This window comes from Mucilaginibacter sp. CAU 1740, from assembly GCF_039839285.1.
GTDB lineage: Bacteria > Bacteroidota > Bacteroidia > Sphingobacteriales > Sphingobacteriaceae > Mucilaginibacter.
Map to the genome: position 1 here is coordinate 200,607 of NZ_JBDOQS010000015.1, position 17,649 is coordinate 218,255.

The following is a 17,649-nucleotide window of genomic DNA, read 5'->3' on the forward strand; positions in this document are numbered from 1 at the left end:
CGCCTTTTTATTTGGTTTTTTCGCGGATAAACAACAGCACCGAGTTTAATTTAAGCGCTACAGGCAACTATTTGCCTGTCGGATAGGTAATATTCCCTTAATTTGTTTATCGCGGCGCGGCAGCGGGTTTTAACAGTACCCAGCGGCATTTGCAGGGCTTCGGCGACCTCGGTATGTTTAAAGCCTTTAAAATAGATGAGTTCCAGTACCTGGCGTTCTTTATCCGGCAGGTTAATGACTGCCGAGCGCACTAGTTTGAAGTCGGTGGGGTCAAACAGCGGAGCTGCTTGCGCCAGTTCGTTGCCATATTCGGCAAGGTCCAGGTGCAGCGCCTGTTGCCGGTAATCTTTTTTGCGGAGGGCGTCGATGGCTAGGTTCCTCGCGAGGTTGACCATCCAGGTAAAGAGGCGGCCCTTTAAGGCATCGTATTTGTCAAAAGAGTTCCAGATTTTCAGGAACAGTTCCTGTAAGATGTCTTCAGCTAGGCTACTATCAGGCACGATGCGGCTAACCACACCCAGCAGCGAGCCGGCATACATATCATACAGCGCTTTCGCACCTAAGTCTGTTTTTTCCTGTATTGCGCGGATCAGCAGTTCTTCGCTGAGTTTGATTTTGCGTCTGGCCATAGTTCACCTTTGACCTTTTTTCTGAATGGTTATCGGGGGGTCTGGCAAGCCGGATTAATGATAAAAAAGCAGGGGTCTTTATGTTAGTTACAACACGGCTAAGAAAAAGTTGTTTGCCTGATTTTAAACACTTTGTGGCACCGGCCTGCGCGGCGACCGCAGCTTCAGGTTCAAGGGCCAAATGGCATCGGCTTTGGCAGTCAGTTTGCCGCCCCTGACGGTGGCACCTAAAACGATAGCGCCGGATAAGAGCACAATATTTTTGATAATGTATTGGCCGAGCAGGGTCGGGATAAAAAGTGCGCTGAACGTTTCCTGCGGAAAAAACCAGAGCGGCAGAAAGGTGCCGATCATCTGAAGGTAAAGGAGGCCGAGGGTCAGTGTCAGCCAGCGGCGGAACAAAAGGCCCAGCCCAATGGTGCATTCCCAGATGGCCAGTACCGGCAGGGAAACGGCCGGTTTAACCGTGCCGAAAGTAAGTTTGAGGATGGTCCGGCCAGCGATCTCTTCTGCCGGGCTGACGCCGTGAAAGAATTTGAGTACGCCGAACCAGATAAACACCAAGCCGAGTGATACCCGCAGAATATTAAGGCCGTTGCGTGCCTTCCACTCGACGGAACTGCGCTCCAGTCGGATCAATTGTCGTATCAGCGGCCAGTTTCTCATGGGTGTGTTTATAAGAACTACGAATAGTTGCGCTTGCCGGATGCATTTGCGTAAACAATTAGTCATTCTTTCTGGGAGTACGAATTTATTGGATATAATTAAATTGATCTTTCGGTTCATTCCCCGACACCCAGGCCAAATAAAAAGGGCAGCCGCGTGGCCGCCCCTCTTGTTTTCCCAAACACTATCAATTATTTGCCAAAGGCCTTTTTCAGCTGGCCGGCGGCATAAGTTTCGGCTTCCTTAGCCTGTGGCACGACCGCGCCCATACCAAAGAATTCGTGGGTGACCCCGTCATAATTTTTAGTGTCTACATTCACCCCGGCCGCTTTCATTTTGTCAGCCAGCATGGTACCATCATCATGGAGCGGGTCATACTGATCGGTAATGATGGTTGTTGTCGGTAAGCCTTTTAGGTTTGCGGCCACCAGATTAATGCGCGGGTCCTTGGCTTCGGCCATATTGTTTAAATAGTTTTTGACGAACCAGGCCATCATCGGTTTATTCAATGGTTTATCACCCGCATTTTTGATATAAGAATCGGTATTCATGTCCGACTGCGCTACCGGGTAAACCGTCAGGATGGCTGTCGGCAGCATGACGCCCTTATCGCGTGCTTTGATGGCGGTGTTCACCGCCAGGTTGCCACCGGCGCTTTCGCCAGCTAAGGCGATTTTTTGGGGATCTCCTTTAATGCTGGCTGCATTGTCCACCACCCATTTGTAGGCGGTATAAGCATCTTCATGCGCCGCAGGGAATTTGTGCTCCGGTGCCAGGCGGTAAGCCACGGATACCACCACCGCGCCCACCATATCGGACAGGGTTTTAGGTGTCGCATCATACACATCCAAATTCGCGATAACAAAACCGCCGCCGTGGTAGTAAACGATCACCGGGAAAGGTCCGTTTCCGCTTTTCGGTGTATATATTCGCACGTGCAAACCTCCGGGAATATCTTTGCCCGTAGTGTCTACTGCCAGTGCCGGCATGAGGATATTATTTTCTTTCATAAGGTCCATCACCGCGTCGGTTGGCGTGTGATTTTTACGCGCTTCCGGTGCGGTTAACTGCGGAATCGGTTTATCACCATAGCTATCGAGTTTTTCCAATACGGCCTGCATTTCGGGTTTCAGGTCGGCACCCCAGGCAGGCTTCGGGCTTTTGGGTTTTAAGCTTTTAGAACTGTCGGCCATGGCCATTATAGCCGTGTCTTTCGTCGTCGTGTCGCCGGCGGTCTTGCTGCCGGAACCTGAACAGGCAGCCAGGCAAAGTGCCGCGCCAGTTAGGCCTAATAAAATCTTTTCTTTCATAGGTGATGTTTTTGTTTAAAACAAAACCAGCGCTGCAAAAGAATGTTCTACTATAAATTCAATTATTTCACAACCAGTTAAATTATGAAGGCATTATTATTTATGGCTAGTTAACATCCGGACAAGTTATTTTTCCAACTTAACCGGATTCGCCGGTGCGATGACAATAAAGTCGGGATTGCGGTGCTTCCTCGACGGGTAGATCTGCACAAAAATCGCGATGGCCTCACTTTGTTCATTCAATTCAAACATTTCAGGGATAAAACAGCCATCCCACTGAGATTTGATGATATAATAATTTAGTTGTTCGACTATTCGGGGACCTAGAACTTTTGTAGCGCTTTTCTGTCTTCAAAATATATTTTCCAATATTAGCGCCAAGTATCGTCTGTTGCGTCTGCCCATATAACTTCAAACGTCAGATTTGGATGCAGACAAATTATTGTAGTCAGCTCGTGAATCATGACTTTGGTAAATTCTTTAAGCTTACGGTAAGTTTTTTTAATGTCCCTCGATTAGTTAAATACGGCAGCTTTATTGTTAGGTATTTTAAATTAATATAAATAAATGACAGAATTTTAAATTAGACTAGAAGGTTAAAAAGCTTTTCAATTAATAATTATTTTTCTATATTTGATTTAACAATTAGAGTATAGTTGCTGCGTGCGTCATTCGTAGAGTAACGGACTTTTTAAAATGTAAATTACTGATAATAAAAACATAAGAGCGTTGGTTCTGAACCCTAGCTCTCCGCCAAGTATTATTCAATTAGCATCAAAAGCGCTGTAAATAAATAATTTACGGCGCTTTATGTTTTTGGCCCACATCAAATAAACCAATAAATCGCTTTGGTCCAGGGACCTGCGGGTGACCTTTTGAGAGGTAAAACCGCTAGTCACCAGAATGCTTATAAGTCACTGTTATTGAGCCTGTTTAGTATTTAAACATCTTGATTTCAGGAGGATATGTAACTAATTTTATTCACTTAAAAGCTTCAGCGATGAACAAATCTTTTAACCTCCTCTTTTACGTAAAGAGATCAAAAACAAATGCCGAAGGCCTCGCCCCTGTTTACCTGCGTATCACTATTGATGGTGTGCGCATCGAAGTCTCCTCTAAACGCTATGTCAATCCAGACAAATGGAATACAAACGGCCAAAAGTTAACCGGGAACAATGAGGATACAAAAAGTATCAATGCTTACCTGAAAACATTAGAACACCAGGTGTACGATGTTCACCGGGATATGATAGAGCGCAAATTGCTAATCACTGCTTCCAACTTAAAAGACAGACTCCTCGGCGGAAAAACCTCGCCCGGAAAAATGCTGGTACCAATATTCCAGGAACATAACCGTCAGGTCGCAGCGCTGATCGGTAAAGAATATGCAAAGGGGACGCTTGATCGATACGAGACAAGTCTCAAACATACACAAGCATTCCTGCAATGGAAGTTCAACTCCTGCGATATTGATATCCGGGCAATCGACCACGAGTTTATTATGGCTTATGACTTTTATTTGCGTTCGGAAAGGAGTTGCAACAATAACTCAACCGTTAAGTACCTAAAAAACTTCAAGAAGATCATTCTGATCTGTATCGCCAACGGATGGCTTGATAGAGATCCATTTGTCAAATACAAGCCTAAAGTTAAAGAGGTTAAAAGAGATTTCTTAAACGCTGAAGAACTGGAGGTGATGGCCAATAAGAAACTTGTTAGTGACAGGGTATCACAAGTAAGGGATATTTTTCTTTTCAGTTGCTACACAGGCTTAGCTTATGCGGATGTTAAGAAATTAAAACGTTCAGAAATCGTAACCGGAATCGACGGACAGAAATGGGTTTATACCAACCGTCAAAAAACAGATACTTCGTCCCGAATTCCTTTACTTCCCCAGGCAATGGAATTAATGGCAAAATATGAAGATCATCCGCAATGCGTAAATGATGGTTTATTGCTTCCTGTATTGAGCAATCAAAAGATGAATAGCTATCTGAAGGAAATAGCTGATGCCTGCGGCATTAAAAAGGAATTGACTTACCACATAGCCCGCCATACTTTTGCAACAACTGTAACACTTGCAAATGGCGTTTCTATCGAAAGTGTATCTAGGATGCTCGGCCATACCAATATCAAAACAACCCAGCACTATGCGAAAATTCTTGATATGAAAGTCGCCCAGGATATGTCTAAACTTAGGCAGCTTTATTAACAGACCACCTGATTAAATAACCACGGAGCCAAATTATGGTTCCGTGGTTGATCATTTTGTTTTTAACCAACAAATACATGAGCAATACAATATTAATATCAGACGATATCATTATGACTAAGATCTATTATATCAGGGATCAGAAAGTAATGCTGGATAGCGATCTCTCCGAGCTTTATGGCGTAGAAACACGACGTTTGAACGAACAAGTAACAAGAAATATTGACAGGTTCCCGGATGATTTTATGTTTAGATTGAACGAACCCGAATTTGAAAGTTTGATGTCGCAAATTGCGACGTCAAAACGTGGAGGCAGACGAAAATTACCTTATGTGTTTACAGAGCATGGTGTATTGATGCTTTCAAGCGTGCTAAACAGCAAACAGGCCATCCAGGCCAACATTCAGGTTATGCGGATATTCAACAGGATAAGAAATATGTATCTTGATAATACCGAGCTTCGGTTGGAAATTGAACAAATTAAAAGCAAATTGATCAAGCAGGATAAAAGCCTTGAGTTGGTATTTGGATATTTGGATGAACTTATTGAGAAAAAGTCGCAACGAATGGACAGAAAAAAAATCGGTTATATGCCGGATACAGATAGTTTCTAATCGACAGAAATTGGTACTACCTTATCTTTTTGAAGAATACCGGCATGGAGATATGCCGGTATTCATTCATCCTACATATTTAACGATAGCGATTTTCCGCCATCAAAACTTCTATGTTCGTCCTGGTGGACATACCCAAGCTGATTAGTTACCAGTTTAGTTTTCCCAATGCTGAACTCGGGTGTACCATCGTGATGATGGCCATAAATCCAATAGTCAACACCGCTTGCCTCTATAAACGCATCCAGATCAGTTGCAAAAGCTTCATTTAAAATGCTCTCCAAATACTGTTTGGGGTAATGCTGAAAGGTAGGTACGTGATGCGAAATAACGATATTTTTGACATGCATCTTCTGATCATCTTCACCATTTCTTAAAGCAGTATTAAGAAATGCTAAAGAATCTAAATGCATCTGGTTATATTTTTCAACTGACAATCTTATCCCCTCATCCCTGATTACCCGAAAATCCATCATACCACGTTCTATATACCGGGCTTTGTATTTCGATATTTTCGACCATAGTGTTGTAAAATGGACCCTGATCTGGTTCAATTCAATAGTGGAATTATTGAGCAGTGTTACGTTAGAGCGGATCGATTCACGAAAAGCGCCTGTCCTGTTTACTATATCAAAATCGTAATACTCATGGTTACCCGGAACCCAATAATATGCCCATAACTGTCAGCGAGCAAATCAAAAAAGTCTCCATGTCGGTCAATATCTTTCAACGGAATAATATCGCCCGCCAATAAAAGTATATCCCCCTCGGCCTTTAAAGGGTTTGACACCATGTATTTCCGGTTTTCCGGAAACTCCAGGTGAAGGTCTGAGGCAAACTGTAATCGCATAATTGTAAAGGTATTTAGTATTTAATCAATGATGGAATATTAAACCTTTAATGTTGGGCGAAATCTGGAATGACATTGGATCAGACCTGTTTTCATAGCAATATGATCGATCAAAGATCATCCTTATCTGCATCGTTCAACCAATCGTCCTCTGCCGGGTTATAAGGATCGAGCCAGTCTGCTTTAGCATTCGCCCAGGAAAACCATTGCGGATCAGCGTCTGGCGTGGCAAGCGTGAATTCCCGGATCAGTTGTGCTTGTTTCCAGCGTTCGGCATTTTTCATCAATTGCTTATAGGCATCTTTCTCCTGCTTTTTGCGCGCTTCAAATTCGGCTTTTTGTTTTCGTTCGCGTTCCCAATCCGCTTGCCAAATCCGGGCTCTCTCAAGGTAAAGCTCTTCCTCTTTCGCTGTTAGCTCCAGTTTAGCGAGGATCTTAGGCAATTGCTCTTCCAACAACTCCGCCTTGAGGTCCTGCCATTCTGATTTCAACCTGGCTTCAATCCTAAAGACAACTTTTCCGTTGGGGTGCCATTCGTAATTCCAGTACGATTTATCATGCACCCTTATTCTTGTGGTTCGCTCCCGAAAAGTAATTTTCAACCTGATATTCCTTATCACGACATAGCTGCCTTCATCATCCAGTTCAAATAAATATCCTCGCGCCCTGATACATTTGATCAACGTGTCCATAAATCGAAGTGCCCTGCCGATATTGGCTGGCGAGACTTTGATATCCAATTCCCTCTTTCCGGTTATCGCCATGCCTGGGTAATTAGAATCGGTCAGCTTTTTAAGGCTTTCACGTGCAGCAAGGGTGACCGGCTCAGGTCTAATCAGCCGGTCAGGAACTTTGAATGGTAGTTTCTCCGATGCAACTTTCCTGGTATGAAGTTTAAGCTGACTCTGTTTTTTAACAGGTGTTCCGTCTGGCCGTTCTTTTAGCTTGGCGGGTAAATAGTTTTTGCCGGTTACAGGCAGGAATGGTCGTTTGAGTTTATAACCAGCTTTAATTTTTGCCCAATAACCTCTTTTCGGAAAGGGCACATCCATTCGGATGCATAGTTTACGAAACCCTACATCTGATATGGCATATTTTTCGGCGATCAGCGTCATCGGCGTTTCCCATACAAGCCGGTATATTTCTTCGCGTGTCAATACGATCATAATACAGGTGCCGCTGCTTTTAACTCCTCTGTATCAAATTCGCCCAGGCTTCGGAGGTATTTTAAGGTGACCACCACTGAAGAATGTCCCATTATCTTCTGCACCATATAGACATCCTTGGTCCGCCGAAATACGTCTATGGCGGCTGTATGCCTGAACGAATAAAGGGTTTGCTTAGGATAGATCAGGCCGTGACTTAGCATTTTCTTCTTTTCACGGTTCCATTGCTTGCTAAAATAGGTTTGGTTAAAAGGTTCGCTAATCCCACTAAAAATATTATCCTCTCTTTTTAACTCGCATAATACCGGTTCCAGTTCTTCCCTGACATAATCCGGCACGTAAACGACACGGATCTTGCCACCCTTATTTTCTGAACCGTCTAAATGGATTTCCGTATTGTCCCGCTTGAAATGTTTTTTAGCCAATAACCTGATCTCTTCATGCGGACGAAGCAGGCAGCCATAGGTCATCAGGCAGCATCGGTAAAGATTAGTATGATTGGCTTTCAGGAAATCGAGAACAGGTTCCAATTGTTCTTTTTCGTAGGCTAAATGAAGTGTTGCTTTAACCCTTCTGGATTCGGTTCGCTTTGCGGCCTGTAAATCCTCGTCAATCATTCTTGAAGCCAGATTAAATAGGATATTCAGTTCGCGCCGCCTGTTCATATAATAGGTGGCTGATGAACCGAAAAGTTGCAGGAACTCTTCGATCCTTGATGTGGTCAACTCCCGGATTGACATTTCACGTCCGCTTTCGCCGAGAAACTCCATGAAATGGTTAAACGCATAGCGCAGGTTGTTTTTGTGATGCTTGCTCAGGTCAGATGCAAGCTTTTTATCCAATGCTTGCTGAAACAACAGGCCAATTGAATCATTTTTAATTTTTTCGTTCATCGGGCAAAAATCTTTCACCAAACGACAAAATGATAACCTCGGCTAAGCAAGCGGGGCTGTGAATTATTCACATCCCCGCGATGCTTTCGCCGGCCTTGGCCGTTGCCTCCACTCGTTCCTTGGCGGTACAATACAAATTTCACAATGAAAATCCGGATAATCTATTTTTTGCGTTTCTAAAGTATCCTAAAACATGTCATATTTTAGTTTACGGTATTTGCTCACGAAAATTTGCCCAGAGAATACTCAAGAAATGCAATTTGTTGAGTATATAGCTTTTCAGTTCTCGACAGGTACTGTTCAATCTTTTTCACGGCAGTTTCCAAAATGGATTTGTCGGCTTTGAAATTTTTCGTTTTAGCCTTAGGATATCCCTTATCGAAAAGATTGTAGAAAACAAACTCCGTGTCATCATCCGTATCCTTATAAAGGATATATTGGTAATCATCAGTAAACAGGCTAATTATCTGTTGCAGTTTGGCAAATTTTCCGTCCTGTCTGTTGTATCCCAATTTAAGCTCTATCGCACACTGTTGTACAGTTTCAATCGCTTTGATCATAAATGATAGTGCAGACTTGTATTCTTCCTTATTAAAGTGGGTTTCTATTCGTTTTAACAGGCTGCGGCACTCTTTATGAGCGTTCTTCCAGGACCTTTCCAACACCGACTTATGCATTTCGACAGTCACATATTCAGGGTTCGGAATTAGAAGATCCTGGTCAGTATATAATACTGTCCCTGCATAAACTACCCATTCCCAAAAGCGTGGATTCGTTTTGATTTCATCTAAAGCATCTTTGACTTTATAAACGATGGGAACGATAAAGGTTTTTCCAAGCCTATCAGATTGAATTTTATCCGATACCTCATCTTCTGTCATTACAACCTTATCATCAACTAAAATCAGCAGGTAAATCCTGTCCGCATGGGGTATAGCACCCAGGTGGCATACATGTTTAATAAATGGAAATTCCTTTACGAGAGCCTCTGCCATTTCCCCGAATTTAAATTCCCTCTCTAATCTGTTTTTTCGTTTAAGTGCCCGTGGCAACTTCCAATCGAAAAGATTGTAATTTTCCGTGTCCTCCATGATCGTGATCACCTTTCGGCCCTCTTTAGTATAAGATAGGTGATGCCCGTTATTTGTAGTAAGGGTTTCCCATACCGCGCCGATAGCAAGTTGTTCGACCATATAAGCTGCCGAGTGGAGTTTTAACAGGTCGTCAAATAATTGGGGCATATTGCCTTCAAATTCTTCTACAGTCAATGCCTTATTGCTAAGAGCTGCGTAAAGCCAGTAATCGAAATAGTCACGGAGGTCCTGCAAGCTGATATAGCTAAAAATTCGCCTAAAAACTATATATGGATTGCGCTCTTCGTAGAACGACAAATCATCCGGAAAATATTTCCATGTATGTTTGGCAAACCGCAATTCACTCCCCTCAACAATTTCGGCCTTATCCCAATCATCCGGGGTTTTTCTGTCAAGCCACAAAATAAAACAGATCTCGATCATCCGCACCCACTCGTTTACCGCCTGCACCATTTTTGCAGGTCCTTCTTTGCCACCTTGATAATGTATATCGCTAAGCGCAAATGTTTTTAATTGTTCCAGCAAACGTTTATTCCCTTCTGGTTCTTCGCCCCAAAAAGCATCTCGTAACGCGCGATACGGATCGCGGATTTCATTAAAAAGCAGGAATTTAGGATAGTTCTCCCATGGTACATAATGTTCGTCACCTCGCATAGCTTAATGAATTAAGTGAATAATATCTTAATACCCGAAGTTGAAGAGATCCTGTTGTATATCCTACTCAGCCATGTTCTATCTGACATCAGATTATGCATATTTCACCCGTTATTATTTCTATATTAGATAAAGTACAGGTTTTTATTATTTTGTTTAATTTTGAACAAACTCTACATACTGACTTATGAATACTACCGATACGCCCAAAAATATCCATCAAGGCCGAAACATTAAACGCTTCCGTGAAATGATGGGGCTAAAACAAGAGGCTTTAGCTATCGCACTTGGTGAAGAATGGAGTCAGAAGAGAGTGTCATTATTAGAGCAAAAGGAAAAAATTGAAGATGACATTTTGAAGCAGGTCGCTGAAATATTAAAAGTACCCGTTGACGCGATTAAAAACTTTAGTGAGGACAGCGTTTTGAATATAATTTCAAACACTTTTACAAGTACAGATACTTCCACTCTAAATGCAATAAATTACCAACCTACTTTTCATCCAATTGATAAGGTGATTGAATTATTTGAGGAAAATAAACTCTACGAACAACTTTTAGCGAGTGAAAGAGAAAAAGTAGAGATCCTAAAAAATAGGAATCTATAAAAAGCATATATTTTTTACTATCGCTCATCTGATCAGCCTCAAGCTTTTAGCAGATCAAACTGTTACTTCATGCGTGACCAATTTTGAACGCCATGAAAGTAACTATCAGAAAACTTCCGCTTATCAAAGGGCGGTAACACTTGTATTTGGATTACTATCCTTGATTATCAATTCGAAAGCTAAAAAGCAAACAGGCTACAGGCACAAAAACATGAGATGTTCCCCAGTTTACGAAAACACGAGAGTTTTATAACCTACTTCAAAAATTTAATGATCAGCAACGCGGCTTAATAAAACAGTTCGACAATCATATCATTGTTCCACAATGCCAAACGATTAAGGACTTGTTTTATGAAATCAATCTGTTTAACTATCAGCATAGATTTTTAACGCATGACGAGCCGTTTTAAGAGCTAACTGTCGCATCGTTGCATCTCCTTTATCCAGCTGTTTTAGTAACTTTAGCTTGCGCTTCAGATATCGCCTCACTTTTCTCTGTTGATAACGTATCACCCAACCAATATTATAAACCATGTCGGCGTATTTGACGGTTTGCGCCAACGGGCAAATGCGTTCCAGCCGGTTCGCTTCTTTTTGCCGGCGTTTCTTTTTGGAAAGTTCGGGATAAGCCTCGGCAGTGAAGACATCGGTCAGTTCAATGACCGTGCGCCTGATCAACGAAATTTCCTTTTCCGTGTAATGAAGTCCTTGCAGTACAGCTTGAAGTTCCGTATCCGTACAGATGCCATCCTCCAGCATGTCGTGGCAAAGACCCGTCTCATACCCCAGGTCGGCGTACTTTCCGGCTAATTCCGCCACGGTCAATACATGGTGAAAATAAGGCTCTCCACTCAGCGGAGTCAGCCGGCCCGCGTACTTACCGCTTACCCAGGATCTCAGTTGTTCCTGGCGTATGTTCATGCTGATAAGCGTTGCAGCGCTCTGCGGTTCATGAGCTTGGTGATCAGCGTTCTCAGGCGGCTGTGGTAATCCTCCATCAGCCAGTCGGTGTAATTTTTGGTGACTTTGCCCAGGCATTTGGCGTATTGCCTGATCCGCCAGTTGATTTCTTTATCCAATAATCCGGCCAGTTCAAGAGCACTGCTGACATCGTCTGCATTCTCGGCACACATCAGTGCATGCTGCCGGATCGCATCCCGGATCACTATTTTGGGTTTAAGGTGCTGCGCGAGAACCTGTTGATGAGCCTGTTGGATATCAAAGGAGAGCTGCAGTGTATTGGGAAAACGCTTGCGCAGCTCCGGTGCCAACTGGTGGGCTTCGAATTCGTTTTTGGAATGCAAGGCCAGGTGAAACGCTTCGGGGCGCTCAAATACCTGCTGCCAGTCCAATGGCGCGTTCCATTCACCGAAACGTTCTGTGTTATTACCAAGGTCAACGATGGTGAAAGTCTTCTTTTGCGGAAGCCGCCTTGCACCGCGCCCGATCATTTGATGGTAAAGGGTCAGCGAAATGGTCGCCCGGTTCAGCACCACGGCTTGTACGGTCGGCTCGTCAAAGCCGGTGGTCAGGATCGATACAGAAGTGAGGACTGCGCCTTTTGTTCGTTTAAACCAGGTTAAGATTTCCAAGCGTTCATCCGCAGGTGTCTCGTTATCCAGGTGTTTTACAGGAAATCCGACCTCGCTGAGGTACTGGCAAACCGCTTTGGAAGTAAATATGCCATGATTAAAGATCAGCGTCTTTTTGTTGCGGGCATGTTCCTGCAAGCCATGCAACAGCAATTCGAGCATTGCCGGGCTGCTATACAGTGCATCGGAACTGGCCACGGTAAAATCGCCCCCGGGGCCTGTTTGCAGCGTGTTTAACTCTACATCGTAGCGCTTGTTAACAGGTTTAGCCAGGTAGCCCTGCGCAATCAGGCTCCTAATGCTTTCCCCCACAATGAGTTCTTGATAAATTTTCCGCATAGGCCGATCGATATCGGCACTGAAGGGCGTTGCTGTAACACCGACCACTTTTTGCTGCTCAAATCTCGCCAGCAGTTTTCCGAAAGCATTGTAATGTGCCTCATCGATGATGACCAGGCCGATGTCTGAAATATCTATATCACCACTTTCCAACCGGTGATAAAAAGTTTCCACCATGGCAACGTAACAGGAGTACGGATTTCTAGGAGACAACTGTTTGACCTGGCTGTTGATTAGTTTATTCCGTATACCCAAGGCTTTGAGTGCAGTTGAGGTTTGTCGACACAGCTCCTGTCGGTGTGTCAGGATCAGTACTTTCCGTTCACAACAGTCCAGGAAACGGCGCGCCGCTTCTGAAAAGATCCGTGTTTTGCCTCCCCCTGTAGGCAGCTGATATAACAACCGGTAGCCCGGCGGGGCCTGCTGGATTTTACTAAAGATCAGATCAAGATCGCGCTGCTGATATGGGTATAACATGTTTTAACTGGTTTGCAAGTAGGAATATAGGAATACAATATTTATGCCACGCGGTGAGCCGTAGTAATAATCTTTTGCCGTTTTTTAAACAGTTATGATCACAAAAGAAGTTGACACCTGAAAGCAACTAATCATGGATGTATGAATCAATTATTTAAAATTTGATATTTGAATTAAAGTCTTTTTTCGCTTTGCACGCATTCTGGCCTGAGGCTGGGAGCAGCCTGCATATAGACGGATGGCGGGAGGTCACCCACGTTGACGGTTACCGTGTAGAGGTCCGCAAGGTTTCGGAAATCAATCCAGATTTGAATAATGGCAGACGCCTCTTTTTCGTTAACCTGGGCGGCTATCAAACAGCGAAACTCGAAGAGCAGCACTACACTTTGTTAACGGTTCAGGAACATCGGAAAGGTGCCATCAAAACTTCGACGCTGACCAATTTTTTTAAACAGCAAACTATTACAGCTGTTAAAAGCGCCAGTGCGCATATTGATGAAAAATATGGCATTGATGTCGATGAGATTTACCAGATCGATGACGTTCTGGCTCCCGTGATGAAATTACATTACCGGTTGGTTTTAACACCGATCCTTTAGGTACAGCCGACGAAATCCATCTGGGATATTATAAATTGGATAAAATTTAAATCAATTTTTCGATGATCCTGGCTGAAGCGGCTTCACCAAAGTCCAACCCGGAATAATCGGGATTATAACCGCCGATAAAGGGTACAGCCATCATATGGATCCTTTTATTGGTTCTGCCAGCTCCATCAATGACCCGGAAGTGATCGTCGATGGTAACTCCAGGAACTTTTAGATAGTAATTGCCATCCTCTGCGAGATGAACCTGTTCATTACCGGCAGCGATGCCGGCAATCGCATTTTGCCGGTCTTTGAACCTGATCCTGGCCGGAGATATCGTTTGATCGTTGATGAGGCTAGGAAACGGAACCTGTTCATATTTTAAATGCGGCTGTCCGATGCAATCAATAAAAGTATCGTAGAACAGGGATATCTTTTGTCCCGTAGCTTCCAATAAATGATAATAAATCCCTCCTTCTTTGCGTACTTCTATCTCACCTTTTTCGCCCACGCTAACCAGTTTTAAAACGCCGGCATCATACAGCGCAATCATTTCCTCCACAGAATTTTGTGGCGCGAATGCGATCACGATGGAGATCAGCGGCATCAAGGTTTTCTGCAGTCGCAGCATGTCCTCGCCGGAAAAATATTTGGCCGGATAATTCATGGCAAAACTTAAAACAGCAAGCATCTCTTTCCAGTATACCGAACGCTTCAAGGCGATCGACCGCTCTGCCTCGGCATACTCCGCTTTTAATAAATCAAATGCAGCCGTATCTTCACGTCGGATCATCATCAGCTCAACAAAGTCTTCCAGGCTAAGCTCTTTGATCAGTTCATAGAATTCAGGGCGGTTATCCTTTAAGCCATTTAAAAAATTTCTCCGGTAAACATGATCCAGTGGCAAAAAACCACCATTTTCTTTTCTTACCCTTTCCACTTCTTCCGCGTCAAGCACGGAGTCTTTAGCCAAGTGTGAATCTTCCAAATGGAACCGCACGGCCGGCAGTAGACCGTTCCTGGAATGCAGGATGATCCTGAATTCAGCACAATCTTGACGTAATTGATAAATCATCTTTCTATTATCGGAAATTTCAAAGGTGCCATTGTTTAAAGCCAATGTCCGCAAGGCATCAATGGCTGTAAGCGACGCTCCTCTGATCGCAATCGGGCGGTTGACAATATGGGCTAACTTTTGTGGCGGATAAGGTGAATCAAAATAACCGGAGATCGATCCCTCGTGTGACTTAGGCCAGTAATGACCGCTGCAAACGACGACTTTATCGAATGTAAATATGCGCCCATCTAACGCGTAGATTTCCACCTTATCGTTTAAAGGCAGGTCTTTGATATCTATAATTTCGGTGCTTAAATGGACATTGACCTCAAGCCCGGCACGTTTAGCTTTAATCAGCAAAAAGTCAAATTGCTGGCTCAGGTATTCGCCAAACAGCAACCGTGGCAAGACTTTATAATCATTGAAGTTCTTAACCGTTATATTATAGTTGACAGCAGTTTCGCCGTTCATGCCAACCCAGTCCTCTACAGTGGTCACCAGTTCCGGGATTTCATTCCCGGAAACGTTCGTGATATGTTCCCTGCATGCGCCTTCGTGACTATAGGGCATACCAACCCCCAGTTTTTGTTTTTTTTCAAATATACTGACCGTTAAACCGCTTTTTGTTGACTCCACGATTCTTTTCAGCATAAAAAGCGCGCTCGGCCCGCCCCCGATAATTCCGATATGCATAAGTTAGGCAGCGATCGATTGTTTGTGTAACCTGCGTGCTTTTAGTTTTTTGAGATCAGCCTTTAGAGCAAGCAGTATTTTCAGGTCGAATAACTTTATCTGTTTTTTTTTATCTTCCGGTTCCATAGTTGAAATGATGTGCTTACCTCTTACATAAATCATTCCTAACCTTCTAAAGCGAGAACCTAATCATTTTAAGTCCTGGTTTAAATATTATCTTATGAGGATATGGCGGTTTTTTAATACACTGTGTCCCAATTGCAAAAAAAATCTTATGAATGCCCTGGACCGGGTCAGTCGGCTTCAGGACGCCGGTCGGATTGAATTTGATTTTTCAGGCCAATGCGAATAGGGCCTTTGATCGGACCGTTGTCAATCGCGACGCCTTTCCGGGTAATTACGATCTGCCCGTTTTTATGCATCTGTAATGCCACGGTTCTGATTTCTTCCATGTAGCTTCTCCAGTCGTGAGGAAAAAGTGCACGGGCGATCTCCGAGGGACAGGTAGTTTTCGAAACGCCGCGGGAGAGTGCTTGATCAAGAATAGCTTGTCGGATGTCAGGTTTAACAGACATGATTATTTAATGGAGGGGCATTGTAAATATAAAGGCGGCACTTTCGCGCCGCCTTTAAAGCGAAATCCTGATTGTTTATTTGCTGCTTTTTTTGCTACCGCTGCTCAGTTCTTTAGCTGCCGCGCTTTTTTCCTGTTTTGAATTTTTGGGGTCGCGCATCTCTTTCGATGCTTCCGATTTGCTGTTTTTTGCTTTAGTAGGCATGATGTTAAAATTTAAAGTTTATAAAGTTTTTCATATGCGGTAACCCGCAAATAATTATTTTCACAAACCATGCCAATATAGTTGACCTGTCTGATATCTGTGAGTATAAAAGGATATTCGAAATGAAATTTTCATTGATTAGAAAAGCTGCGCTATTGAAGTCCGTTCCAACTATTATCGGTAAACCTACGTAAGCGATATACATCATTAGGGAATGGCAAGCTTGCTAACTTTTAACAAAAAGGTTGGATTGTTGCCGTATATAATGAGTAAAATTGCACTTACATGCGATTAAAAAGAGGTTTAATTTAATTAGGAAGTGAGCGCAAGCTTCTTGATGCCAGTGAATCTTAAATGCAAATAGTGGAAAGGATGTTGCGTTAGTTATTTACGGTGACAACGTAACAGAGTTAAAACCATGCCTTTGCCTATACTAAAAAAGTCGTTGCAAAGCCAATTATCCTTATAGTTTTAAAATTCCTATGCATTCTTTTTAAGTGAATCATTTTTCTTACATATTAATTAAATTGTATCGCATCAGCTTTTTCCAAATATCGATCCGGCCGGTAAAAGTAAAATCTAGGTTTTATCTTCATCGATTAACAAGTTGAATATCACAAAATCCTAAGCGGATCCGCGCGTTGAGAGTGTTTTATTTAAGCCAATTGATTTTGGAAAAATTAAGGCCGTCTTTTTCCCAAATTAAAAGTCATGTGAGACAGGGAATTGCCGAACTGCGCACATCCAGTCATACTAACGCTTAAACACCCGGAGCTGTTAGAAGGCAAACTGTCAAGGCCTGGCGATAGCCAGTTTATATAGCCTTGACAGTTTGCCTGCGTAGCTAACTTTGTGATTGCGGTGCTGTGACTAACCGATAAGCCGAGGTTCGGAAAGGCAGATGTGTATGAGAAACGAATACACGCCTGCATGTGCGGCGGCGTGGCTGGCGGCGTAATGGAACCCGCAGCAAAGCGCGTGGTGTAATGAAGCCGCCTGCCGCAGCTGCATGGCCATGCTCCTCTATCAAAAAAGAAAACAGGTCAAAGTAAAATCACTTGGCTGACCTTACTTTCTTCAGGTTATCCCGCGCCGTTTTCTGATCCTTGTCTGCCTGATCGGCAAGAGCTTTAGCGGCATCAATGGCTTGCTGTTTCTCCATCGCCTTTTCAGCCTTAGCAATAAAAGCATTTGGATCATTCTTCAATCCCGTAATAATTATTTTTGCTGTTTTAGGATATAGCGCCCTAACCAGCCAGAAATTATAAGCCTCCTCGTTTAGCCGGTCGTTTTGATGGTTAAGATATAAAGCTGTACCAAATGATCCGGCTGTAATAACAAAAGCTACCACTACCCCGATAACCAGGCTTTTTGACCATACCCCGAAATGATGATGATTTTTGACACCGATCACTTTAGGCACCCGCGAA

18 protein-coding genes are annotated in these 17,649 nt (G+C 43.4%); 4 read left to right on the forward strand and 14 right to left on the reverse strand.

Annotated features, from left to right (window positions below; genetic code table 11):
* Positions 1-50: 50 nt before the first annotated feature.
* The 3 genes from AAFN85_RS27165 to AAFN85_RS27175 form a co-directional block, all read right to left on the reverse strand.
* Entirely contained in the window at positions 51-629 is a 579-nt protein-coding gene (locus AAFN85_RS27165) for a sigma-70 family RNA polymerase sigma factor (protein ID WP_347531083.1), read from the reverse strand.
* A gap of 123 nt (positions 630-752) precedes the next feature.
* A complete protein-coding gene (locus AAFN85_RS27170; protein ID WP_347531085.1) occupies positions 753-1,295 on the reverse strand; it encodes a hypothetical protein in 543 nt (180 codons plus the stop codon).
* Positions 1,296-1,486: 191 nt separating this feature from the next.
* Positions 1,487-2,605, reverse strand: coding sequence for an alpha/beta hydrolase (locus AAFN85_RS27175; RefSeq protein WP_347531086.1), 1,119 nt, complete (start codon positions 2,603-2,605; stop codon positions 1,487-1,489).
* 1,000 nt (positions 2,606-3,605) lie between these two features.
* Here AAFN85_RS27175 and AAFN85_RS27180 point away from each other — a divergent pair.
* Together AAFN85_RS27180 and AAFN85_RS27185 are read left to right on the forward strand one after the other, a co-directional pair.
* On the forward strand, positions 3,606-4,817 hold the full coding sequence (locus AAFN85_RS27180; protein WP_347531087.1) for a site-specific integrase: 1,212 nt from the start codon (positions 3,606-3,608) through the stop codon (positions 4,815-4,817).
* Between the two features lie 77 nt (positions 4,818-4,894).
* A complete protein-coding gene (locus AAFN85_RS27185; protein WP_347531088.1) occupies positions 4,895-5,431 on the forward strand; it encodes an ORF6N domain-containing protein in 537 nt (178 codons plus the stop codon).
* Positions 5,432-5,502: 71 nt separating this feature from the next.
* On the opposite strand, the gene AAFN85_RS27190 is transcribed toward AAFN85_RS27185, so the two are convergent.
* The 5 genes from AAFN85_RS27190 to AAFN85_RS27210 form a co-directional block, all read right to left on the reverse strand.
* The gene (locus AAFN85_RS27190) at positions 5,503-6,060 is read right to left on the reverse strand and encodes a hypothetical protein (protein ID WP_347531111.1); all 558 of its coding nucleotides are present in this window, start codon (positions 6,058-6,060) and stop codon (positions 5,503-5,505) included.
* The gene (locus AAFN85_RS27195) at positions 6,057-6,281 is read right to left on the reverse strand and encodes a hypothetical protein (RefSeq protein ID WP_347531089.1); all 225 of its coding nucleotides are present in this window, start codon (positions 6,279-6,281) and stop codon (positions 6,057-6,059) included. Before AAFN85_RS27195 ends, AAFN85_RS27190 begins: the two co-directional genes overlap by 4 nt.
* Positions 6,282-6,391: 110 nt before the next feature.
* On the reverse strand, positions 6,392-7,447 hold the full coding sequence (locus tag AAFN85_RS27200) for a hypothetical protein (protein ID WP_347531090.1): 1,056 nt from the start codon (positions 7,445-7,447) through the stop codon (positions 6,392-6,394).
* Positions 7,444-8,340: a site-specific integrase gene (locus AAFN85_RS27205; RefSeq protein ID WP_347531091.1), complete on the reverse strand. Its 897-nt coding sequence runs from the start codon at positions 8,338-8,340 to the stop codon at positions 7,444-7,446. Before AAFN85_RS27205 ends, AAFN85_RS27200 begins: the two co-directional genes overlap by 4 nt.
* A 221-nt stretch (positions 8,341-8,561) precedes the next feature.
* Positions 8,562-10,088 carry a hypothetical protein gene (locus AAFN85_RS27210; RefSeq protein ID WP_347531093.1) on the reverse strand — a complete coding sequence of 509 codons (1,527 nt, stop codon included), beginning with the start codon at positions 10,086-10,088 and terminating at the stop codon, positions 8,562-8,564.
* A gap of 187 nt (positions 10,089-10,275) precedes the next feature.
* Here AAFN85_RS27210 and AAFN85_RS27215 point away from each other — a divergent pair, with 187 nt between their 5' ends.
* The gene (locus AAFN85_RS27215) at positions 10,276-10,695 is read left to right on the forward strand and encodes a helix-turn-helix transcriptional regulator (RefSeq protein ID WP_347531094.1); all 420 of its coding nucleotides are present in this window, start codon (positions 10,276-10,278) and stop codon (positions 10,693-10,695) included.
* Positions 10,696-11,061: 366 nt separating this feature from the next.
* Here the strand turns inward: AAFN85_RS27215 and AAFN85_RS27220 are convergent, their stop codons facing one another.
* Both AAFN85_RS27220 and AAFN85_RS27225 read right to left on the reverse strand, forming a co-directional pair.
* Positions 11,062-11,616, reverse strand: coding sequence for a hypothetical protein (locus tag AAFN85_RS27220; protein WP_347531095.1), 555 nt, complete (start codon positions 11,614-11,616; stop codon positions 11,062-11,064).
* Positions 11,613-13,103 (reverse strand): DEAD/DEAH box helicase, encoded by a 1,491-nt coding sequence (locus tag AAFN85_RS27225; protein WP_347531097.1) that lies wholly within the window; start codon positions 13,101-13,103, stop codon positions 11,613-11,615. Before AAFN85_RS27225 ends, AAFN85_RS27220 begins: the two co-directional genes overlap by 4 nt.
* 161 nt (positions 13,104-13,264) lie before the next feature.
* Between AAFN85_RS27225 and AAFN85_RS27230 the strand changes: the two genes are divergently transcribed.
* Positions 13,265-13,702 carry a DUF1543 domain-containing protein gene (locus tag AAFN85_RS27230; protein WP_347531099.1) on the forward strand — a complete coding sequence of 146 codons (438 nt, stop codon included), beginning with the start codon at positions 13,265-13,267 and terminating at the stop codon, positions 13,700-13,702.
* 46 nt (positions 13,703-13,748) lie between these two features.
* Here AAFN85_RS27230 and AAFN85_RS27235 read toward each other — a convergent pair whose 3' ends face one another.
* From AAFN85_RS27235 to AAFN85_RS27250, 4 genes are all read right to left on the reverse strand, one after another.
* Complete coding sequence (locus AAFN85_RS27235) at positions 13,749-15,440, reverse strand: FAD/NAD(P)-binding protein (protein WP_347531100.1); 1,692 nt, start codon at positions 15,438-15,440, stop codon at positions 13,749-13,751.
* A gap of 293 nt (positions 15,441-15,733) precedes the next feature.
* Positions 15,734-16,015 (reverse strand): DUF3253 domain-containing protein, encoded by a 282-nt coding sequence (locus tag AAFN85_RS27240; protein WP_347531102.1) that lies wholly within the window; start codon positions 16,013-16,015, stop codon positions 15,734-15,736.
* A 75-nt stretch (positions 16,016-16,090) separates the two neighbouring features.
* The gene (locus AAFN85_RS27245; RefSeq protein ID WP_347531104.1) at positions 16,091-16,219 is read right to left on the reverse strand and encodes a hypothetical protein; all 129 of its coding nucleotides are present in this window, start codon (positions 16,217-16,219) and stop codon (positions 16,091-16,093) included.
* 1,054 nt (positions 16,220-17,273) lie between these two features.
* Positions 17,274-17,649: hypothetical protein (locus tag AAFN85_RS27250; protein ID WP_347531105.1), on the reverse strand; the 376-nt coding region annotated here is incomplete at its 5' end.

Coding starts and splice junctions, on each gene's coding strand:
- AAFN85_RS27225 (WP_347531097.1), bottom strand. CDS start 13,103: ATGTTATACCCATATCAGCAGCGCGATCTTGATCTGATCTTTAGTAAA.
- AAFN85_RS27210 (WP_347531093.1), bottom strand. CDS start 10,088: ATGCGAGGTGACGAACATTATGTACCATGGGAGAACTATCCTAAATTC.
- AAFN85_RS27235 (WP_347531100.1), bottom strand. CDS start 15,440: ATGCATATCGGAATTATCGGGGGCGGGCCGAGCGCGCTTTTTATGCTG.
- AAFN85_RS27175 (WP_347531086.1), bottom strand. CDS start 2,605: ATGAAAGAAAAGATTTTATTAGGCCTAACTGGCGCGGCACTTTGCCTG.
- AAFN85_RS27195 (WP_347531089.1), bottom strand. CDS start 6,281: ATGCGATTACAGTTTGCCTCAGACCTTCACCTGGAGTTTCCGGAAAAC.
- AAFN85_RS27220 (WP_347531095.1), bottom strand. CDS start 11,616: ATGAACATACGCCAGGAACAACTGAGATCCTGGGTAAGCGGTAAGTAC.
- AAFN85_RS27205 (WP_347531091.1), bottom strand. CDS start 8,340: ATGAACGAAAAAATTAAAAATGATTCAATTGGCCTGTTGTTTCAGCAA.
- AAFN85_RS27165 (WP_347531083.1), bottom strand. CDS start 629: ATGGCCAGACGCAAAATCAAACTCAGCGAAGAACTGCTGATCCGCGCA.
- AAFN85_RS27200 (WP_347531090.1), bottom strand. CDS start 7,447: ATGATCGTATTGACACGCGAAGAAATATACCGGCTTGTATGGGAAACG.
- AAFN85_RS27185 (WP_347531088.1), top strand. CDS start 4,895: ATGAGCAATACAATATTAATATCAGACGATATCATTATGACTAAGATC.
- AAFN85_RS27180 (WP_347531087.1), top strand. CDS start 3,606: ATGAACAAATCTTTTAACCTCCTCTTTTACGTAAAGAGATCAAAAACA.
- AAFN85_RS27215 (WP_347531094.1), top strand. CDS start 10,276: ATGAATACTACCGATACGCCCAAAAATATCCATCAAGGCCGAAACATT.
- AAFN85_RS27245 (WP_347531104.1), bottom strand. CDS start 16,219: ATGCCTACTAAAGCAAAAAACAGCAAATCGGAAGCATCGAAAGAGATG.
- AAFN85_RS27240 (WP_347531102.1), bottom strand. CDS start 16,015: ATGTCTGTTAAACCTGACATCCGACAAGCTATTCTTGATCAAGCACTC.
- AAFN85_RS27170 (WP_347531085.1), bottom strand. CDS start 1,295: ATGAGAAACTGGCCGCTGATACGACAATTGATCCGACTGGAGCGCAGT.